The organism is Streptomyces sp. NBC_01426 (genome assembly GCF_036231985.1).
Lineage (GTDB): Bacteria > Actinomycetota > Actinomycetes > Streptomycetales > Streptomycetaceae > Streptomyces.
On the sequence record NZ_CP109501.1, the window covers coordinates 698,344 to 718,256 of the forward strand.

8 protein-coding genes are annotated in these 19,913 nt (G+C 74.5%); 7 read left to right on the plus strand and 1 reads right to left on the minus strand.

The annotated features are described in order from the left end of the window. Positions 1–63: 63 nt before the first annotated feature. Entirely contained in the window at positions 64–4,587 is a 4,524-nt protein-coding gene (locus OG906_RS37435; protein WP_329448765.1) for a WD40 repeat domain-containing protein, read from the minus strand. A 116-nt stretch (positions 4,588–4,703) separates the two neighbouring features. Between OG906_RS37435 and OG906_RS37440 the strand changes: the two genes are divergently transcribed. From OG906_RS37440 to OG906_RS37470, 7 genes are all read left to right on the plus strand, one after another. Continuing rightward, a complete protein-coding gene (locus OG906_RS37440; RefSeq protein WP_329448766.1) occupies positions 4,704–6,197 on the plus strand; it encodes an esterase/lipase family protein in 1,494 nt (497 codons plus the stop codon). 416 nt (positions 6,198–6,613) lie between these two features. Then, positions 6,614–7,996: an MFS transporter gene (locus tag OG906_RS37445; RefSeq protein WP_329448767.1), complete on the plus strand. Its 1,383-nt coding sequence runs from the start codon at positions 6,614–6,616 to the stop codon at positions 7,994–7,996. A 118-nt stretch (positions 7,997–8,114) separates the two neighbouring features. Beyond that, positions 8,115–9,410 (plus strand): condensation domain-containing protein, encoded by a 1,296-nt coding sequence (locus tag OG906_RS37450; RefSeq protein WP_329448768.1) that lies wholly within the window; start codon positions 8,115–8,117, stop codon positions 9,408–9,410. A gap of 222 nt (positions 9,411–9,632) precedes the next feature. Next, entirely contained in the window at positions 9,633–12,815 is a 3,183-nt protein-coding gene (locus OG906_RS37455) for a non-ribosomal peptide synthetase (protein WP_329448769.1), read from the plus strand. After that, the gene (locus OG906_RS37460; RefSeq protein WP_329448770.1) at positions 12,815–14,851 is read left to right on the plus strand and encodes a non-ribosomal peptide synthetase; all 2,037 of its coding nucleotides are present in this window, start codon (positions 12,815–12,817) and stop codon (positions 14,849–14,851) included. The genes OG906_RS37455 and OG906_RS37460 overlap by 1 nt, the downstream gene beginning before the upstream one ends. Before the next feature lies 1 nt (position 14,852). Then, a complete protein-coding gene (locus tag OG906_RS37465; protein ID WP_329448771.1) occupies positions 14,853–16,775 on the plus strand; it encodes a non-ribosomal peptide synthetase in 1,923 nt (640 codons plus the stop codon). Beyond that, a complete protein-coding gene (locus OG906_RS37470; protein ID WP_329448772.1) occupies positions 16,765–19,836 on the plus strand; it encodes a condensation domain-containing protein in 3,072 nt (1,023 codons plus the stop codon). Before OG906_RS37465 ends, OG906_RS37470 begins: the two co-directional genes overlap by 11 nt. Positions 19,837–19,913 lie beyond the last annotated feature (77 nt).

Consider the following 19,913-nt stretch of genomic DNA (forward strand, 5'->3'; position numbering starts at 1 on the left):
CCAATGCGAGCGAGTCGGAGCGATCACAAGGGGGCGCACGAGGGTTTCAGGGGGGCGCACTGTTCAGTTCGTACCTTGTTTCGTGCCTTGTCGGGTCATGGCGAGGTCGAGCTCCACGGCTGCGGCGCCGGCGTCTCCCGCGAAGGAGAGGATCACGCTCGCCGAGGGGGCCGCCGTGACGCGCGCGGAGAGGGAACGGACGGGGCTTCCCGTGGCCAACTGGAGTACGCACGTGCCGGAGCCGGCGTTCCAGACGCGGATCGTGCCGTCACCGGACGCGCTGGCCATGAAGTTCCCGTGCCCCTCGACGGTCCACAGGGCCACGGCGTGGACGACGGCGGTGTGGCCGGTCAGCGCCTCGCCCAGGGGGCGTCGGGTGGCGAGCTCCCAGAGCCGGACGGAGCCGTCGTCGCCCGCGCTCGCCAGGTGGGGGACGAGACCGGGGGCGGGCCGGACGTTGAGGGCGACGGCGTGCACCCGACCCTGGTCGCACTTGAGGGGCGCGCCGACCATGCGGCCCGTTCCGGTCCCCCACAACCGGACGGTGCCGTCGGAGCTCGCGGAGGCGTACCAGTCCCGGTCCCCGTCGGAGGCGGCCGCGACGCAGCGCACCCGCAGTCCGTGTCCGCGACCGGTGTGCAGGAGGCGCCGCCCGTCGAGGTCCCACAGCTTGACCGTGTAGTCGTCGCTGCCGGTCAGGAGGAGGTTCCGGCCGTCGCGGGTCGTGACGGGGGCCAGCGAGCGGATCCGGTCGATGTGACCGTCGAGCCGGTGGGGGAGTACCCGCCCGTCGGCGGCATCCCAGAAACGGACGCCGTGCTCGGAATCGGCCCACAGCAGGGTCGCCCCGTCGAAGCCCTCCGGCGCCCAGGCCAGGGCCGACGCCGGTGCGCCGGTGTCGATCCGTGCGGTCGTCGTACCGGTCGTGGCCTCCACGATGTCGATACCGGGACCGTCGCTGCCCAGGGCCACGCCCGCGGACCGTCCGGCCGCGCCGTGAGCGAGGACGCCGCCGCGGGAACCGGGGGCCGTGCCCGCCCCGGCCAGGGCCCGGGTGAGGTCGCTCGCGTTCCACAGCCGCAGGGTTCCGTCCGTGGCCGCGGAGACGAGGGTCGTCGTGTCGCCGAGGAGCACGGGCTCCAGCGCGGTGACCGCGGCGGTGTGTCCGGTCAGGAACGCCGCCGGGCGGTCGGTCTCCGTGTCCCACAGGGCGATGTCCTTGCCGGAACCCGCGGCGAGCAGGTGCCGGCCGCCGACGGGGACGGCGGCCAGGCTGCCGACCGGTCCGGTGGCGCCCGTGAGCGTGGTCAGGCGGCCTGCCGTGCCCCACACGGTGACGGTGCCGTCGACGTGTCCGGCGGCGATCCGCCCGCGGGCGCCGGCACGGGTGAGCACCCGGACGGCGCTGGAGAGGTCGAAGTTCTCGACGGTGCGGAAGGACTCCGTTTCCCGGAAGCTCAACCGCGTGCCGTCCGCGACGGCGACAAGACCCCGGCCGCTCTCGTCCTCCCAGGCGGCGAGGGCCAGTTTGGCCGTGCGGGGCGTTTCCCCGGGCAGCGCGAGCCGCTCCTCGCGGCCGAAGCGCTCCATCCAGGACACCACGGAGCCGTTGCCGTCGACGCAGACGACGACGGCCTCCCCGTCGGTGTCGACGTACGAGGCGACGTCGTCGATCCAGATGTCACCGGGCTGGTTGAGCCGGTCGACGGCCGTGCCGCGGGCGGGGTCCCAGAAGCGGACCGTGCCGTCGGTGCTGCCCGACACCAGCAGGTCCGTCCGGCCGGGCCGCGCGGCGACCGTCAGGCTGCGAACGGATCCCTCGTGGGCGGCGATCCGTTCACCGATCGCCGTGCCCGCCACGGCGTCGATCAGCTCGATGTGGCCGTCGTCGTCGCCGGCGGCGAGAACGGTCCGGTTGTCCGGCAGGGTGAGGACCGCCAGCGAGCGCACCGAAATGTCCAGCGAGGCAAGGACGTTGGAGGGCGGGCGCCACCGCGACCACAGCACCGCCATGGGCGAGGCGCCGGGACGTTCCTCCCCGGCCGGTGTGCGGGGACGGCTCACCCTCTGGTCGGCCAGGCCGGCGTACGCCAGGTACAGGCTGGCCAGCCTCGAGGCGAAGTCCGCCTGGTGCAGGTACGGTTCGACGCTCGCCCAGGCCTGTAACCAGTGTCGGGGCCCGTTGCCGCCGGCCGAGGGCAGCAGGGCCCGGATGGGGCTGCCCGTCACCCAGGGCAGCAGCTCGGCTGGCACGTGCTCGTCGTCCAGTACCCGGCCCCACCGGGCGTGCTGGGCCAGGTATCGCCGCACGTAGGGTTCCGGCGGTATGTGCGCGTAGGGGCCGACCAGTCCGGCCAGCGCCGCCGCGATCCGCGCGTGCACCTCGTACGCGTCTCCGTAACCGTCCTCGCGCTCGTCCGCGTACTCATCCGGCCCGTCCTCGGACGCGCCCTCCCCCTCGTGCGTCACAGCCGTCCCCCCACCCCGCCCGGCCGCCGTTTCGGGGCGGCGGCCCCTCAGTACCGCGGACAGCCGGTCGTGTGCCGGACGGTAGACGCGGTAGTCGTCCTCGGTGTCACGGGTGAGATACCCCGCCAGGCGGCCTCCCAGCAGCAGGCGGATCTTTTCTTCGGCGTCGTCCAAGGGCCGCCGGAGCAGCGCCGAGGCGACCGCCGACCACACCGGGCCGCGGGGGATGCCGCGACCCGGTGAGAACGCGCAGGCCCGCAGGAGGGCGAGCGATTCCGGCACCGGCAGACCGTCCTCGGCGGCGCGTTCGAGATCCTCGTCCAGCAGCCCCGCCGTGCCCCGGTGCAGGCCGGCCAGCCAATCGGCGTCGGCCAACAGGCCGGGGCCACCGCCGCGAAGCTGTTCGGCGGCGACGCGGGCGTCGAGGAAGGACCGCGGCGAGGCGAGGGCGATGGTCCGCGCCACGGCCGCCAGGTCAACGCCCTTCCAGGCGGTCGCGCCGTGCAACAGGGCCTGTACGTAGGCCTCGATGTCCTCACCCATGCCGGAGTCGTCGGTGCGCAGCACCGACGATCCGGGAAGCGCGTCGCGGAGTTCCGACAACAGGTCGCCGCCGGTCTCGGACTCCGCCCCGAGGACGTGATCGCCGTGGCTGCGGACCGCCACCACCAGGCGCACGCGCCGCATCACGGCGGACGACCCGTGGACTTGGGCCGGTACCGACGGGACCGACGGGGCCTCTTCGAGGTGGCCGGCGAGCGGTACCAACACCTGGTCGATGCAGGAGGCGGGGTCCACCGCCTCGTCGAGGGAGTCCACGACGACGGTCACCATCGGACCGGGCCGAGCGAGGAAGGACCGCAGCCCGCCCTGCCAGCGGCGCAACCGGTCCCGGCCCGTGGGATCCGCCGATACGCCCAGCTTCTCGCCGATGGTGCGCAGCAGGCTCAGCGGTTCCCGGTTGCGCGCGGTGACGGCCACGGTCACCGCCCCTTCGCCGGGAACCGTGTCCGGGGGGCAGTGGCCGGCGGCCCGGGCGAACCGGGGATCCTGCCGGAAGGACGTGTCGCTGAGGGTCACCGCACGTCCGAGGATGGCGGACTTCCCGCTCGCGGTGGTCCCGCTGACGATCAGGACACCGGCCGGCCCGGACAGGAAGCCCACCACCGCCGCGTTCAGGTGCTGCCGTCCGGAGAAGTACCAGCCCGGGTCGACGCTGTTGGTGCGCCCGCTGGCCTTCTCCAACCAGTAGTCCATGTCGTCGAGGCTGGTGGCGACCTCCCGGCGCGCTTCCCGGGTGGCCGAGGGGTTCGGCCGGTAGCCGGGGTTGGGAAGCGCCGGCGTCGGTTCGTACAACTTGTTGCTCAGCACCGGCGGGGGTACGTACAGGGAGCGACCCTGTTCGGCATTGATGCCCGCGGCGGCGGTTTCGAGCGCCTTGTGGAACTCGGCCATGGTCAGGTACCGCCGGACCACGGTCTCGCTCGTGCGCAGATCCTCGTGGGCGCGGCGGAGGATCAGTGCGAAGGCCCCGCCGAGGACGGTCGCGTTCGGTGCGGCGGTCGCCAGCACGTTCAACGTGGCGGACGTCGTGCGGTCGGCGGACAGGTCCCGTCGAAGGTCCAGCAGCTCACCTCCGATGTCTGCGGACTCGCACATGTTCACGATCACCAGGACGTCACGGGCCGAGGAGTCGAGCGCCGCGATCACGATCTCCGTGGTGCGCAACCCGGTCGCGAGCAGTCGGGAACGGTCGGTGTCGCGGAGCACCGTGTAGTGCTTCGTCGCCGCCGACGTGAGGCCGTGACCCGTCACGAACAACACCACCGGGAGGTCCGGGCCCGCCTCGCGGATCCGGGACGCCTCCAGGAAGCACTCCACGTCGTGCCGGTTGACGACCGGATCGGGGTGAGTGGTCGTCACGAACCCCGGACGTCCGGCCTCGGACCGCTCCCACCACAGCGCCACCGCGTCCAACTGCTCCGCCACCGCGGCGGCGAACGCCTCCGTACCGTCCTCCAACACCAGCACGAACAAGGCACCCGCCGAGGCCTCCTGGGCCTGCGTGGCCTCCGCCGCCGCCTCGGCCGCGTCCGCCGTGCGCGTGCCTTCGACCAAGCCGGACCCACCGGGCCCGGTCGCTCCCGGCCCGACCTCACCCGGCGCGGTCCCACCCCGCCCGGCCCGCCCGATCACACCCCGCCCACCGCTCATGTTCCCTATTGTTCACAGGCATGGACCAGCACGCGCACCACCGATCCGCCGCACAGGACCCCCGCGCGGACGACGAGTTACCCGCCGACGTCACCCAGGACGCCGTGGTCGTCGTGCCCGGCATCATGGGCAGCGCCCTCTACGACAACGAACGGGGCCGGCACGTCTGGGGGCTCGAAGGGATCTCGTGGCTGGTCCGCGCCTGGACCCTCCCGGGCGGGCTGACGTCCCTCGCCATGAGGGACGAGGAACTGGAGGGCAAGACCGGCCGGATCACGGCGACCGGACTGCTCAAGCACTCCGCCTGGACGCCCTATCTGGCCGGCATCGAGCCCTACACCGACCTCGTGGCGGCCGTCGGCCGGTGCGTCGCCCACCCCGCCGCCGTCCTGGAGTTCGCCTACGACTGGCGTCTGCCCGTCGCGACCAACGGCCGGCTCCTCGCCGAAGCCGCCCGCGCCCACCTCACCGCCTGGCGCGCGCATCCCGCCCACGACCGCGCCCGCCGCCACCGGGTCGACGAACGCGAAGCCCGGCTCGTCTTCGTCGCGCACTCCATGGGCGGCCTCGTCACCCGCGCGGCCCTGGACCCCCGCCTCGACAGCGACCTCCAGGCGGACACCCGCGGCGTCCTCACCCTGGGCACTCCCTTCCACGGCGCCGTCAAGGCCACCGTCATCCTCAACACCGGCCGGGGCACTCCGGTGCCCCTTCCGCACCGCAAGCTCCGGGCGATCTGCGCGAACATGCCCGGCCTGCACGACCTCCTGCCCCAGTACAAGAGCGTGCGCGAGGACGGGAACATCCGGCACCTGACGCCCGGCGACGTCGTCTCCCTCGGTGGGAACGCCGAACTGGCACGCGACGCGGCCCGCCTCCACCGCGACCACCGCGGCATCGAACTGCCCGGGCACCGCTCGGTCGTGGGCATCAACCAGCCCACCCTGCAGAACCTGAGCATCCGCGAGGGCCGGGTCACCGCCTACGAGGACGGCGCCCGGGCGCACGCCGACGGCACCCTCATCCGGGACGGCCACGACCGGATCAAGTACTTCCGGGTCCAGGGCGACGGCACCGTCTACAAGGAATCCGCGTCCATCAGCCCCGCGGTGACCACCCTCCCCCTCCAGCACGGAGACGTCGCCAAAGCCGACACCGCCCTCGAAGCGGTCGTCGAGATCCTCCGGGAGGACATCCACCTCGGCCCCCCGCAGGGCGAAGCCGGATGCGGGCTCGACGCCCCCGACTTCGTCGAGGCCGGTCAAGCCTGGAAGGTGACCCTCACCGACGTCGACTCCCTCGCCGGCGTGACCTGCCGCATCACCGCCCTCGACGACCCACGCGACGTCCAGGACGCGGCCCTGACCTGGGAGGACGGCAACGCGGTCGCCGTCGCCACGGCCAAAGCCCCCGGCCTGTACCGGGTCGCGGTGCGCACGCTCGACGGCGCCGACATCACGCAACTCGTCTTGGCGGGCGACGCCGGCGGGCGCCTGGAGGAAGCGCAGGACTGACGCCCGGGGGCGCCCGCGCGTCGCCCGGCGGGGCGGGCGCAGGTCACCGCACGTCGGTGACCTGCTCGTACCGCGCCGCCTGCGGGGGCGGCGGCGTGGGGCGTCGGGTGAGGCCGCGTGATGTTCATAGCGGACGGAATGGGTGATTCCGGAGGGGCGTGATCATAGATGAGCGTTTTCGGTCAGGATTGGACCGGTAACTCAGCGTGAGGCGGGTCATTCGGGTCTTGCCCGTGCCCTCTGCTCTCCCTTGCCCCGCCTGTCCCGCGTTCGAGCGCCATCGGCAGGAATTCACGCGGCCGTACCCCGGGTAGGGCGAAAGATTTCCCGAGTTGGCCCCACGGTGACGCAAAAGAAGTCCGAAACTGACAGGGTTGCTTTGACTCGTCATCGGTGGGTCGGTGAGTGTCGGTCACATGTCCGAAACATCCCGAGCCGCCGCCGGTGGCCCCCTTCGTGTGCGCGATTTCCGGTTGCTGCTCGCGGGAGCCGCCACCGGGCAGCTCGGTGCCCAGGTGACGCTCGTGGCCCTGCCCCTCGTGGCCGTGCTCGAACTCGACGCCCCCGCCTTCCAGGTGGGCCTCCTGACCGCTGCGGAGACCGCCGCCTTCCTGCTCGTCGGGTTGCCCGCCGGGGCACTCGTCGACCGCATGCGCAAGCGGTCCCTGATGATCCGCGCGGACCTGATCCGCGCCGCGGCCATGGCGAGCATCCCCGCCGCCGCGCTCGCCCACGCCCTGACCATGGCCCAGCTCTACGTCGTCGCGCTCGTGATCGGCGTGGCGACCGTGTTCTTCGACGTCGCCCATCAGAGCTACCTGCCGCAGATCCTGCCCCGGGACCAGCTGGTGGCCGGCAACGGTGCGCTGGAGACGGTCCGTTCCACCGCCCAGGTGACCGGCCCCGGCGTCGGCGGCGGGCTGGTCCAGCTCGTCGGAGCGCACCTCGCCGTCGTCGCCGACGCCATCGGCTACATGCTCTCCGCCCTGTTCCTCCTGCGCGTCAAACAGCCCGAGGAAGTACCCGAGCCCGCCGCCGGGGCCTCCCTGCGCAAGGAGATCGCCGAAGGCGTCCGCTTCGTCTTCGGCCATCCGCTGCTCCGGGTCATCGCCCTGACCACCGGCCTCGCCAACCTCTGTACCGCCGTCCTCATGGCGACGCAGACCGTGCACCTCGTCCGCGTCGTCGGACTCGAACCCGGCGGGCTCGGGCTGGTGCTGTCCGCGTCGGCCGTCGGAGGGCTGCTGGGCGCCCTGTGCGCCGGACGCCTCGCCGCCCGGCTCGGGCAGGCCCGGGTCATCCTCCTGTCCGTCCTCGTGACCGGCCCGTTCGCCCTGCTGTGGCCCCTGTCCGGGCACGGCGTCCCCGGGGCGGCCCTCTTCGCCGCCGGATCGGCGGTCGTCTCCTTCGGCGCGGTCGTCTACAACATCGCCCAGGTCAGCTTTCGCCAAGGGCTGTGCCCACCACGCCTGCTCGGCCGGATGAACGCCACCCTGCGCTTCCTCATGTGGGGCACCCTGCCGCTCGGCGCGCTCATCGGCGGCGCCCTCGCCCAGTCCTACGGGTCACGTACGGCCCTCGCCTGGTGCGCCGTCGGCATCCTCGCCGTACCGCTGCCGCTGCTGCTCTCCCCGCTGCGCCGGATGCGGGACCTGCCCGGCCCGCAGGACGGCGCTCCGGAGGACGACGCCCCGCACGGCCCCCGTCCGCACGACGACGCCCGCGCCACCCACGAGGCGCCGCGGGAGAACGCCACCGGCGCCGGCGATGAACGGCCGGCCCCCGCACCCACCCGCTGACCACCCGTACCGCGACGCGCGGGGACGACCTCCGCCGCCACACCCTTCCGCGCGCCCGCGACCAGCGACCAGCGACCCGCGACCGCGGCCTCGACAGAGCCTCGACAGAGAGAACCACGTGCTCAGCATCACGAGTCAGTACCTGGCCCGTTACCGGCGTCTCACCGCCGCCGGCGACCGGTCCGACGTCCTGCTGCCCGTCACCGGAGCACAGCGCCGCTTCCTCCTGGTGCGTTCGCTGGATCCGTCGGGCCGCCCCGACCTGGTGCCGATGTTCTTCGCCTTCCCGTACGCAACCATCGACCCCGAACGTCTGCGGGCGGCGGCCCACCGGCTCGCCGCACGGCACACCGCCCTGCGCTCGCGGCCGGCCGTCGTACGCGGAACTCCCGTCCTGCGCGTCGCCGATCCGGACGTCGAGGTGACCCGGCCGGCCCCGATGCCGGGGGAGCGGCCCGCCGACACGCTCCGTCGCGCGCTGTCCTCCTGGGACGCGCAGGGTTCCCCCCTGCGGCTCTTCCTCGTACGCGACGAGGAGCGCGAGGAGGACGTCCTCGCCATCGCCTTGGACCACGCCGTCTGCGACGGCCGTTCGCTGGCGCGGATCGTCGACGAACTCGGCGCCGCCTACAGCGAGGAGCCCGTCACGGCCCGCCCCGCGCCCGAGGAGACGGAAGCGGAACTCGTCGCCTACCGGGACACGGTCCTGCGCCAACTCGCCGCCGAGGAAAGGGCGGAGACGCCCGAGGCGGCCGCGTACTGGGCGGACCGGCTGCGTACGCTCCGGGCCCACGCCCCGTCACCCCGTCCGGCACGTGTGCCCGACGGCGCGTCGTCCAGTGGTGTCGCGCAGATCCGGCTGCCCGCGCACGGCGGCGGCGTACCGTTCCCCGGACTGCTCGACGCCTGCCGCGCCGCGGCCCGCGAGCTGTACGGCCCGGACCTCGTGGTCCCGCTCGGCTACCCGTGGGGCGGCCGTCCCTCGGGGGCGGAGCCGGTCATCGGCTGCTTCCTCAACACCGTCGTCTTCCCGGCCGACACCGGCCACACGCCCGACCCGGAGGCGACGGCCGACGCGTGGTGGGACGACCTCGACCGGGCCGACATGCCCTTCGACGCCGTCGTGACCGCCGTGCGCGCCGCCGGCTCCGGCTGGACCGGAGGCCTCGACGGGCTGCTCACCGTGGACGACGACAGCCGTCGCCCGCCCCTGCGACTGGCCGGTGTCGAGGGGCGGGAGGTCCACGTCGACGGCAGACCCGTCCGCGGCCCCTTCGCCGTCTCCGTCACCCAGGGAGCGGAGATCCACCTGCGGATGGTGTGGGACCGCGCGGTGCTCGACGACGCTACCGCGCACCGGGCCTTCGACGCGCTCACCCACGCGCTGCGCCCCGCCCCGCACACCGCGGTCTGACCCCGCCCCGGACCCCGGCCCCTCCGGGCACCGCCGCCCCGCAGCCCCCGCACCGGTGCACCCACGCCGGCGCACCGCGCGTCCCAGCGCACCCCGAACTCCCCCCATGGCATCCCCCCCACGCCCGAAACGGCACCGCGCGACCCGCGAAGCCGCCCGCACGACCACCGGACACAACCGTGACCGGCACGGAATCCGACCCGACAACCTCAGGGATCGCCCATGCTTCCCCTCTCCTCCTCGCAGGAGATCGTCTGGCTGCACGAACAGATGCAGCCCGGCAGTCGCGCCTACAACTTCACCGCCGCGCTGGACCTGTGGGGCCCGCTCGACGCCGAGGCGCTGCGGCTGGGACTCGCCGCCACCCTGGCACGCCACCCCGGCCTGCGCCTCGAACTCGTCGCCTCCACCGGGGCCGTACCCGGGCAGCGGGTCGCGCCGCAGTGTCCGCCGAGGCTGCGCACCGTCGACCTCGGAGCGGAGGCCGACCCCGAGGCGGCGTTCGCCGATCTCCTGCGCGCCGAGGCCGAGACACCGCTCGACACCTTCGAGGCACCGCTGATCCGCTGGACGCTCGTACGGCTGGCCGAGAACCATCACCGGCTGGTCCACGTCGAGCACCACCTGATCCACGACGGGCACTCCTTCGCGATCCTGCTCGACGACGTCTTCCGCGTCTACCGCGGCCACGTCCTCGGCGAACCCCTGGAGCTCCCGCCCGCCTCGTCGTACGCGGACCACGTCCGGGCCCGGGCCGAGGCCGCGTACGCCCCCGAATCCCTGGACTTCTGGCGGACCGAGCTGCGCGACCAGCCCCACGACCTGCCGCTGCCCGGTCTCGTCCGCCCCGGTGCCCGTCGCCGGCACAACGGCGGCCAACTGCGCCAGACGATCGGCGCCGATCTCGCCGAACGGCTGCGCGCCCACACCCGTTCGCGCGGTCTCACCCCGTTCGCCACGCTCCTGGGGCTGTTCGCCGAACTCCTGCACCGGCACAGCGGCCGCTCCCGGATGGTCATCGGCACCGCCGTCGGCAACCGCCCCCTCGGCTACGAGGACGCCGTGGGCATGTTCGTCAACACCATCCCGCTGGCGCTCGCCCTGGACGGCGCCGTCTCCGCCCAGGAGACCATGTACGACGTCACCGACACCCTCATCCGGGCCCTGCCGCACCAGGACGTGCCGGTCCAGGAACTGACCCGGGCACTCGGCATGCACACCTCCGGCGCCGACAACCCGCTGTTCTCCGTCATGTTCAGCGCCCACGACGCACCGCTGCCCGAGATCGACGTACCCGGTCTCGACATCACCCTCTTCGAGGGGTTCAACACCGGCACCACCCGCTTCGACCTCGACGTGGTGCTGCTCCCCGACGACCGGCGCGGCGTCACCCCGCGCCAGGGCTCGCCCGGCATGACCCTGGTCTGGGACTACGACGACGACCTCTTCGGCGAGGACGTCGCCCGGCTGCTCTCCGGCCGCTTCCTGGACCTGCTGCGCGCCTATCTCGACAGCCCCGAGACCCTACTGGCCGACCTGGCACCGACCGCCGTGGAACCGGCCGCCGAGCCCGTGCCCGTACCGACCGACCGCGATCCGCTGGACCCCGTGGCCGCGCACCACCCGTCGCTGCCCGCCCTGCTGTGCGGCGCGCGCCGCCTCACCTACGGCGAACTCGACGAGCGCGTCGGCTCGCTCGCCGAGCGGCTGCGCGCCGCCGGTGTGACCTCCGGCCGGCCGGTGGCCGCCGTCCTGCCCAGGGGGACCGACTCGGTCGTCGCCCTGCTCGCGTGCCTGCGGACCGGCGCCGTCTACTGCCCGCTGTCCCCCTCCGATCCGCCGGCCCGCCTCGGACTGCTGCTGGAACGGCTCGCCCCGGCCCTGGTCCTCACCGGTGACGGCGCCCCGGCCCTGCCGGAAGCGCTGCCGATCGCCCGGATCGACGCCCCGGTCCTGCCGCCCGCGCGCGAGGCCGCCGAACTCCCCGGCGCCGCCTACGTCATCCACACCTCGGGCTCCACCGGCACGCCGAAGCCGGTCGCCGTCGGCCACGCGGCGCTGACGCACCACATGACGGCGGCCGCCGACCGGTTCGGCCTCGTCACCTCGGACCGGGTCCTGATGTTCGCCCAGCCGTCCTTCGACGTGGCGCTGGAGGAGGTGCTGCCGACCCTGCACGCCGGGGCGTGCCTGGTCCTGCCCGAGCACGAGGTGCCCACGGGCGCGGAGCTCGCCGAACTGCTCGCGTCCGCCCGGGTCACCGTCGCCAACCTGCCCACCAGCTACTTCCTCGCCACCCGCGAGGACCTGCGTCCCGCGCTGCGCGACGAGAGCTGGGCGCCGAGGCTCCTGGTGCTCGGCGGCGAACGCCTCCCCGTGGAGGCCCTGCGCGGCGTCCTCGCCGACACCGACGCGACCGTGCTCAACGTGTACGGCGTCACCGAGGCGGCCATCAGCTCGACCGTCCACGAGGTCTCCCGCGACGCCCTCGCCGAGGGCGCCGAGATCCCCCTGGGCACCGAACTCCCGGGCGAGCGGGTCCTCGTCCTCGACGCCCACCACCGCCCGCTGCCGTCCGGCGCCGTCGGTGAACTCGCCGTCGCCGGACCCGGTCTCGCCGAGGGCTACGCGGGCAACGCGGAGGTGACGGCAGCCCGGTTCGTCACCGTCGACGCGCTCGACGGGGAGCGCGTCTACCTCACCGGCGACCTCGGCTACCGCGGCCTGGACGGGCTGCTGTACTTCCTGGGGCGGCGCGACAACCAGATCAAGCTGCGCGGTCACCGCATCGAGCTGGAGGAGATCGAGGCGGCGGCTTCCGCGGTGCTCGGCGGCCGGTCCTGCGCCGTCGTCCTGGACCGGGAGAGCACGGGCGGGCCCCGGCTCGTCGGCTTCCTCGAAGACGGCGCCGACGGCGCGGACTTCGACGAGAAGGCGCTGCACGCCGAGCTGAGCCTGCGCCTGCCCGGCCCGCTCGTACCCGCCCGCTGGGCACGGCTGGAGACCATGCCGACCCTCGCCGGGGGCAAGCCCGACCGTACGGCGCTGTCCCGCCGAGCGGCGGCGCTCGACCCCGACGACACGGTGACGTCCGCCCCCGAGGACAGCGTGACGTCCGAGCCGGGAACCGGCGCCGAGTCCGGGCCCGCCGTGTCCGTCATGTCCGACGATCCGATGACGGCCCTGCTCGCGGAAGGCTGGCGCGAGGTCCTCGGCCACGGCCGTTTCGACGCCCGCTCCCACTTCTTCCACAGCGGGGGCCACTCCCTGCTGGCCGCCGAACTGGCCGCCTGGCTGGAGCCCCGGCTGGGCACGCGCCCGCCGCTGAAGGTGCTCTTCCGCAACCCCGTGCTCGCCGACCAGGCCGAGGCCCTCGCCACCACCACCCTTTCCACGGAGTCGTGATGACCCAGTCCCCGACCCTTCCCGTCGCCCCCGCCACGCCCGCCGACACGGGCCACGCCACCGGCACCGCGCACAGCACCGGCACCGCGCACAGCACCGGCACCGCGCAGAGCACCGGCACCGCGCAGAGCACCGGCACCGCGCAGAGCACCGGTACCGCGCACGGCACCGACACCGCCGCCGTGCCGAGCATCGCCCACGGCCCCGCCGCCGAACCGACCGGTGTTCTCGCCCGTTTCGAGGAGCAGGCCCGGCGCGACCCGCAGGCCCCGGCCGTGATCGACGGAACGCGGACCTGGACGTACCAGGACCTCGACGCGGCGGCCGCGCGGGTCGTCGCCGCCCTCGGCGACCGCGTACGGCCCGGTGACCTGGTCGGCGTCTGCCTCGACCGCTCCACCGCCCTGGTGGTCACCGCCGTCGCGCTCGCCCGGATCGGCGCCGTCTACCTGCCGCTCGGCCCCCGCCCCGGCGAACGCCGCACCCAGGCCGTCACCGAGGACCTCGACGTCGCCTGCCTCATCGGCGACCCCGGCGTCCTGCCCGAGGCACACCGCGGCGGGGAGCACACCCCGCTGCCGCTGCCCACCGACGGTGTCAACGCCCCCGCCGCCGCGGTGGCGGCCTTCGCCGGCTCCGGCCGCGGCACCCGGCGCGCGCCCGAAGGCGCCCTGTACGCCGTCCTCACCTCCGGTTCCACCGGTCGCCCCAAGGCGGTCGCCGTGGCCGAGCCCTCGCTGTCCGTCGCCCTGGACTGGTACCGGGCCGAAACCGGCCTGGCGCCGGGCGACCGGCAGTCCCTGCTCATCGGTGTCGCGTTCGACCCGCACCTGCTGGAACTGTGGGCCGGCCTGACCTCGGGCGCCGCCCTCGTCCCGGCCCCGGACGACACCCGCTGGGACTCGCACGTGCTCACCGACTGGTGGCGCGACACCGGCCTCACCCACGCCGTGGCGGCCACCCCCACCATCGAACCGCTCCTGGACCGGCCGTGGCCGCAGGACCTGAAGCTGCGTCACCTCGTCGTCGGCGGCGACCGCATGCGCCGCCGCCCCGGCGCCGACGTCACCGCCACCGTCCACAACGCCTACGGCCCCGCGGAAGCCACCGTCGTCACCACCACCCACGCCATGCGCGGCACCGACCCGGAGGCCGGCGACCCGACCCCGCCGCCCATCGGCACCGCGCTGCCGGGCGTCACCCTCGTCGTCACGGACGACGAGGGCCGCCCCGTCGCCCGCGGGCAGGACGGTGAACTGCGCGTCGGCGGCCACTGCCTGGCGCTCGGCTACCTCGACCCCGAACTCACCGCACGCCGGTTCACGAAGGCGCCGCGCGAACTGGCGCCGTCCGGGATCGACCGCCTCTACCGCACCGGCGACCGGGTACGGATGAACGCCGACGGCAGCCTGGACTTCCTCGGCCGCCTCGACGACCAGGTGAAGATCAGCGGGGTGCGGATCGAACCGGCCGAGGTGGAAGCCGCCTTCGAGCAGGACCACCGGGTGCGCAGCGCCGTCGTCACCGTGCTGCGCGACAGCTCCGGACACAGCCGCCTCGTCGCCCACGTACGGCCGGCCGAAGGCGACCAACCCGCGACCGGGGACCTCCTCGCCGCGGTCCGCGCCTGGCTCCCCGAGCAGGCCGTCCCCGCCGCCGTACGGATCGTCGACGGCTACCCGCTCGACGCCAACGGCAAGGTGGACCGGGTGGCTCTGGTGGCCCGGGAGGAAGCCCGGGGATCGGCCCCCGTACCGTCCCGGACCGTCACCCCGGACGACCTCGCCGCCGCCACCGCCACCGAGCGGCTCGTGCTGACGACCGTGCGCGACCTCCTCGGCCGTCCCGGCACCGGCCTCGGCGACCACTTCACCGACGCCGGCGGCACCTCCGTCGTCGCCGCACGGCTGCTCGCGATCGTCGAACGCGAGACCGGAGTACGCCCGCGCGCCCACGAGCTGCTCCTCAGCACCGACCTGCGCGCCTTCGCCGCCCTCCTCGACCAGCGCCGGACCCCGCGCCCGGAAGGAGCCTGACATGGCACCCACCACCTTGCAGCCCGTCGACCCGGCGAACGGCACGCCCGTACCGCAGCCCGTCGACCCGGCGAACAACGGCACGCCCGTACCGCCGCCCGCCGCCCGCACCACCACGCCCGTACCGCCGTCGGCCCGGGCGGCCACCCTGCCGGCGCTCGTCGCACGGCACGCCGAACTCAGCCCGAACGCCCTCGCCGTCGTGGACGGTGACACCACCCTCACCTACGGCCGGCTCCTCCTGGCCGGCCACGCCCTCGCGGCCCGCCTGCGCGACCACCACGTGGTGCGCGGCGACCGGGTGGCGCTGCTGACCACACGGTCGTCCCGCACGGTCGTGGCCCAGCTCGGGCTGTGGCTGGCCGGAGCGGTGTGCGTGCCGCTCGATCCCGCCCAGCCCAGGCCGCGCACCGAGGCGATGATCACCGATGCCGAGGTGACGCTCACCGTCGGCGACGCGAAGCTGCTGGAGGCCGCCAGGCTCCCCGGTCCCGTCCTCGCCCTGCCCGAGGAGCCGCTCACGAGCGGCCCGCCCGTCGACGCGTCCGATCCGGACAGCCCGGCGTTCATCATGTTCACCTCCGGCTCCACCGGCCGCCCCAAGGGCGTCGCCGTGCCGCACCGCGCGATCGCCGAGCTGGTCACCGCACCCGACTACGTCACCCTCACCGGCCGCGACCGCGTCCTGTTCCACTCGCCCATGACCTTCGACGCCTCGACGTTCGAGGTCTGGGTCGCGCTCGCCAACGGCGCCGCAGTCGTCGTCTGCACCGAACAGCGCCCCTCCCTGGAGGACCTGGCCCGGCACGTCGAGCGGCACGGCGTGACGGTCGCGTTCTTCACCACGGCCCTCTTCCACCAGCTCGCCGCGCGCCGCTCCCGCGTCTTCGCCCAGCTCCGCTCGGTCGTCGTGGGCGGCGAGGCCATGGCCACCGCACAGGCCCGCGAGGTGCTCACCGCCTTCCCCTGGCTGGAGCTCGTCAACGGCTACGGGCCGACCGAGACCACCACCTTCGCCACCGCCCACCGAGTCACCGGGCAGGACTGCGACGCACCGATACCGATCGGCAGGCCCATCGCCGGAGCCACGGCACACGTCCTGGACGCCGACGGCCGGCCGGTGGCCGACGGCGACCGGGGCGAACTGTGGATCGGCGGCAGCAGGCTCGCCCAGGGGTACACGGGCCTGCCCGAACTCACCGCAGAACGGTTCGTCGAGCAGCCCGCCGCCGGCCGGCTCTACCGCACGGGCGACATCGTCTCCCTCCGGACCGACGGCATCCTGCTGTTCCACGGCCGCAACGACGACCAGGTGAAGGTCCGCGGCTTCCGCATCGAGCCCGCCGAGGTCGAACACACCCTCCGCGAGCAGCCGGACGTGGACGACGCCGCCGTCACCGTCGAACGAGCCGGCACCCCCGAGGCGTCCCTCGTCGCGTTCGTCGTCGCCGCGCCCGGCCCCGTGCCGTCCGGCGGGGCGCTGCGCGAGCGGCTCACCGCGGTCCTGCCCGCCCACCTGGTGCCCGACACGGTCACCGTCCTCGAACGGCTCCCCCTCACCCCGGCCGGCAAGGTCGACCGACGGGCGCTCACCGCCCATGCGCACACGGCCGACCACGGGCCCGCCGAGGCGCCGGCGCAGCCGATGACCCCGCTGGAACAGGCCGTCGCCGACGTGTGGAGCCGGGAACTGGGCAGCGAGGTCACCCGCGCCGACGCCGAGTTCCTCGCCCTCGGCGGCCACTCCCTGCTCGCCCTCGCCGTCACCGACGACCTGCGCGAGGAACTCGGCGTGGAACTCTCCCTCGCCGACTTCTTCGCCGCCCCGACCGTCGCCGCACAGGCCGAACTGGTCGAACGCGCCCTCCTGGCCGCCCACAGCGACCTCCACCCCGAGACCTCGGAGCACAGCGATGTCCACTGACGCCGACTCCGCGGCCCGCGAGCGCCAACAGCATCTCCAGCGGGAACTGCTGCGCCGGGCCCGCGCCGGCACCGCCCGACGCGTGACGGCCGAACCCACCGCCGGCGCGGGCGGCCCCGTACCGAAGGACACCGGCCACGCCTCCGGTACCGGCCCGCAGGACGGAAGCATCCCCCTCTCCCGCGCCCAGCGCCGCATGTGGCTGATGGAGCGGCTCGGCGGCGCGGGCGACGCGTACCACGTACCGTTCGCCACCCGGGTGCGTGGCCCGTTCGACGTGGCCGCGTTCACCGGCGCCCTCACCTCGCTCGTGGCCCGGCACGGCATTCTCCGTACCCGCTACACGGAGCGCGCGGGCGAACCCTGCCAGGAGGTGCTTCCCGCGCCGCGGACGGTCCCCGTACCCGTCGTCGAAGCCGACGCGACGCACGCCCCCGGGCTGCTGCGGCGCGAGTCGGCCCGGCCGTTCGACCTCACGGCCGGCGAGGCCGTACGGGCCCTCGTCCTGCGCCACGGCCCGCAGGACCACACCGTGCTGCTGACGTTCCACCACATCGCCGTGGACGGCGGCTCACTGGAGACGGTGGCCGGCGAACTCGCCGTCCTCTACACGGCGGCCACCGACGGGACGGGCCGGCACACCCTCGCCGCACCGCCCCGGTACGCCGACCACGCCCGCCGCGAGCACGACGCCCTGCCCGGCCACGCGGCGGAACTGGACCGCTGGAGCGACCTGCTGGCCGACGCCGCACCCCCGCGCCTGCCCCGACCCGCGGCGGCCGCGCCGACCACCGCGCTCCGGCCCGCGGCCGTGCGCACCGTACCCCTCGCACCCACCGTGCCCGACGCCCTGCGGGCGCTGGGCGCGGACCGCAACGCCACGCTCTTCGCGGTGTCGCTCACCGCGGCCTTCGCCGCACTGCACCGCCTCACCGGCGACGACGACCTGATCATCGGCGTCGCGGGCACCCACCGCAGCGGAACCGCCATGCGCGGCCTGGTCGGCCTGTGCGTCAACACCCTGCCCGTACGGGTCGACGTCTCCGGCGCCCCGACCTTCGTCCAACTGTTGGACCGGGTACGCGCCGCCCTCCTCGAAGCCCAGAGCCACCGGCACATCCCCTTCGACCTGGTCCTCGAACGCCTCGGCGCCGGGGCCCGCGGCGCCGACGGCACCGCGCTGGTCCGCGTCACCTCCGACGTCCTCGGCGAGCCGACGGTCCTGCGCCTGCCGGGCACGTCGGCCGAGTACGTCGACGTACCCACCGACGGCGCGAAGTTCACCCTGTCCTACGGCCTGGGCCTGGGCGACGCCGCACAGCCGGTGGCGCTCGTCCAGTACGACGGGAACGCGCTGGACGACACCGTGGCGGAGACGGCCGCACAGGACTACGCGGCCCTGCTCCACGCGGTGGCGGCCGACCCGGAACTCGCCCTGAACCAAATCCCCCTGACCGGCCCGAACCACGACGCCGGCCCGGACCACGGTGACGGCCCGAACCACGACGCCGCTACAAACCACGACTCCGGCCCGGACCACGACGCCGAACCGGACCGCGGTGACGGCCCGGATGGCGGGGAAGCAGACGGCGACGACCCGGACGGCGACGGCCACCCGGCCGCGCGGGCCCTGCGCGCCCACCCGCAGGTCGCCGACGCCACGGTGGTCCGGCCCGCCCAGGGACCGCCCGTGGCCTACGCCGTCCTGCACGACAGCGTCGGCCCCTCCGGTCACGAACTGCTCGGCCTGCTGCGCCGGTCACTCGCCGCAGAGTCCGTGCCCGCCACGGTCACCCTGCTCGACGCGCTTCCGCGCGCGGCAGCCGGCCCCCTGGACCACGGCCGGCTGCCCGGGTCGTCCACGCCGAGCGCCCCGTCCGGCCCCCGGGCCGAAGCGGTCACGGAGACCTTCGCCGCCGTGCTCGGTGTCCTCCCCTCGCCCGACGACGACTTCTTCGCCCTAGGTGGCCACTCCCTGAAGGCCGTCCAGCTCGCCGAACGGCTCCGTACGGACCTCGGGCTGCCCCTCACGGGCCTCGACGTCCTCCAGGCCCGCACGCCCCGGGCGCTGACCACGCTCCTCGACGAACGCGCCGCACGGCAGAACGCCGCGAAGGCCGCGAGCAGGCCCGCCCCCCGCTCCCGGGAGATCCGCCCGGGCACGGTCCTGGTCACCGGCGCGACGGGCGGAGTCGGCGCGTTCGTCGTGCGCGAACTGGCCGCACAGGGCCGGCCCGTGCTGGCGCTGGCCCGGCCCGAGTCCGCCCACCTGATCGCCGGCGAGGGCGTCGACGTCATCGAGGGCGACCTCTCCGACCTGGCCGGACTACGGGACGCCGTCGCGCACGCCGACGCCATCGTCCACTCCGCCTGCACCTTCACCCGGCACGACGTGGACCTGGCGGCCATGGAGACGATGGTCGACGCCTGGCGCCGCGGACCGTTCGTCTTCGTCAGCAGCGTCGACGCCTACGGGCACCCCGACACGGACCGGGTCGCCGAGGAGGCGCCGCCCCACGAGCCCGTCAGCCCGTACGGCAGGGCCAAGCTCGACTGCGAGGCCCTGCTGCTGCGCGCCGCGGGCACCGAGGGACGCGGCGGAGCGAGCGCCGTACGGTCACCGATCGTGTGGGGCGCGCACGACCGGCTGCGCGAACAGTTGCGCTGGGGCGCCATCGGCACGCTCTACCAGTCCGCCCGCGAGGGCCGGCCGATCGAACTGCCGCGGCCCGGTACCGGCGGACACCCCTGGTACGGAGTGGCGTGGGTGCACGCGGCCGCCCTGGCCCGCGCCGTGACCGAGAGCCTGGACCGTCCCGTGCACGGGGTCGCCAACGCGTCCAGCGGCCACGTGTCCTGGCGTGACCTGGCTCTCGACCTGACGGAACTGCTCGACACCCGCGCCGACCTCCGCGAGAGCGACGACGTCCCCCGGGACCTCGATCACCGCTGGCACTACGACGCCGCCCGCCTGGCCCGCCCCCTGCGGGCACGGCCGGGAGAGGACCGGCGGACCGTGCTGGCCGAGATGATCGGCGGCATGCCCCCCGGCACCGCCTGACCCACCGACCCGTGCCCGGAGCCCCTGCGGGGGTTCCGGGCCCGGGCCGTACCCGCCCGTACCTCCCGCACCGCCCC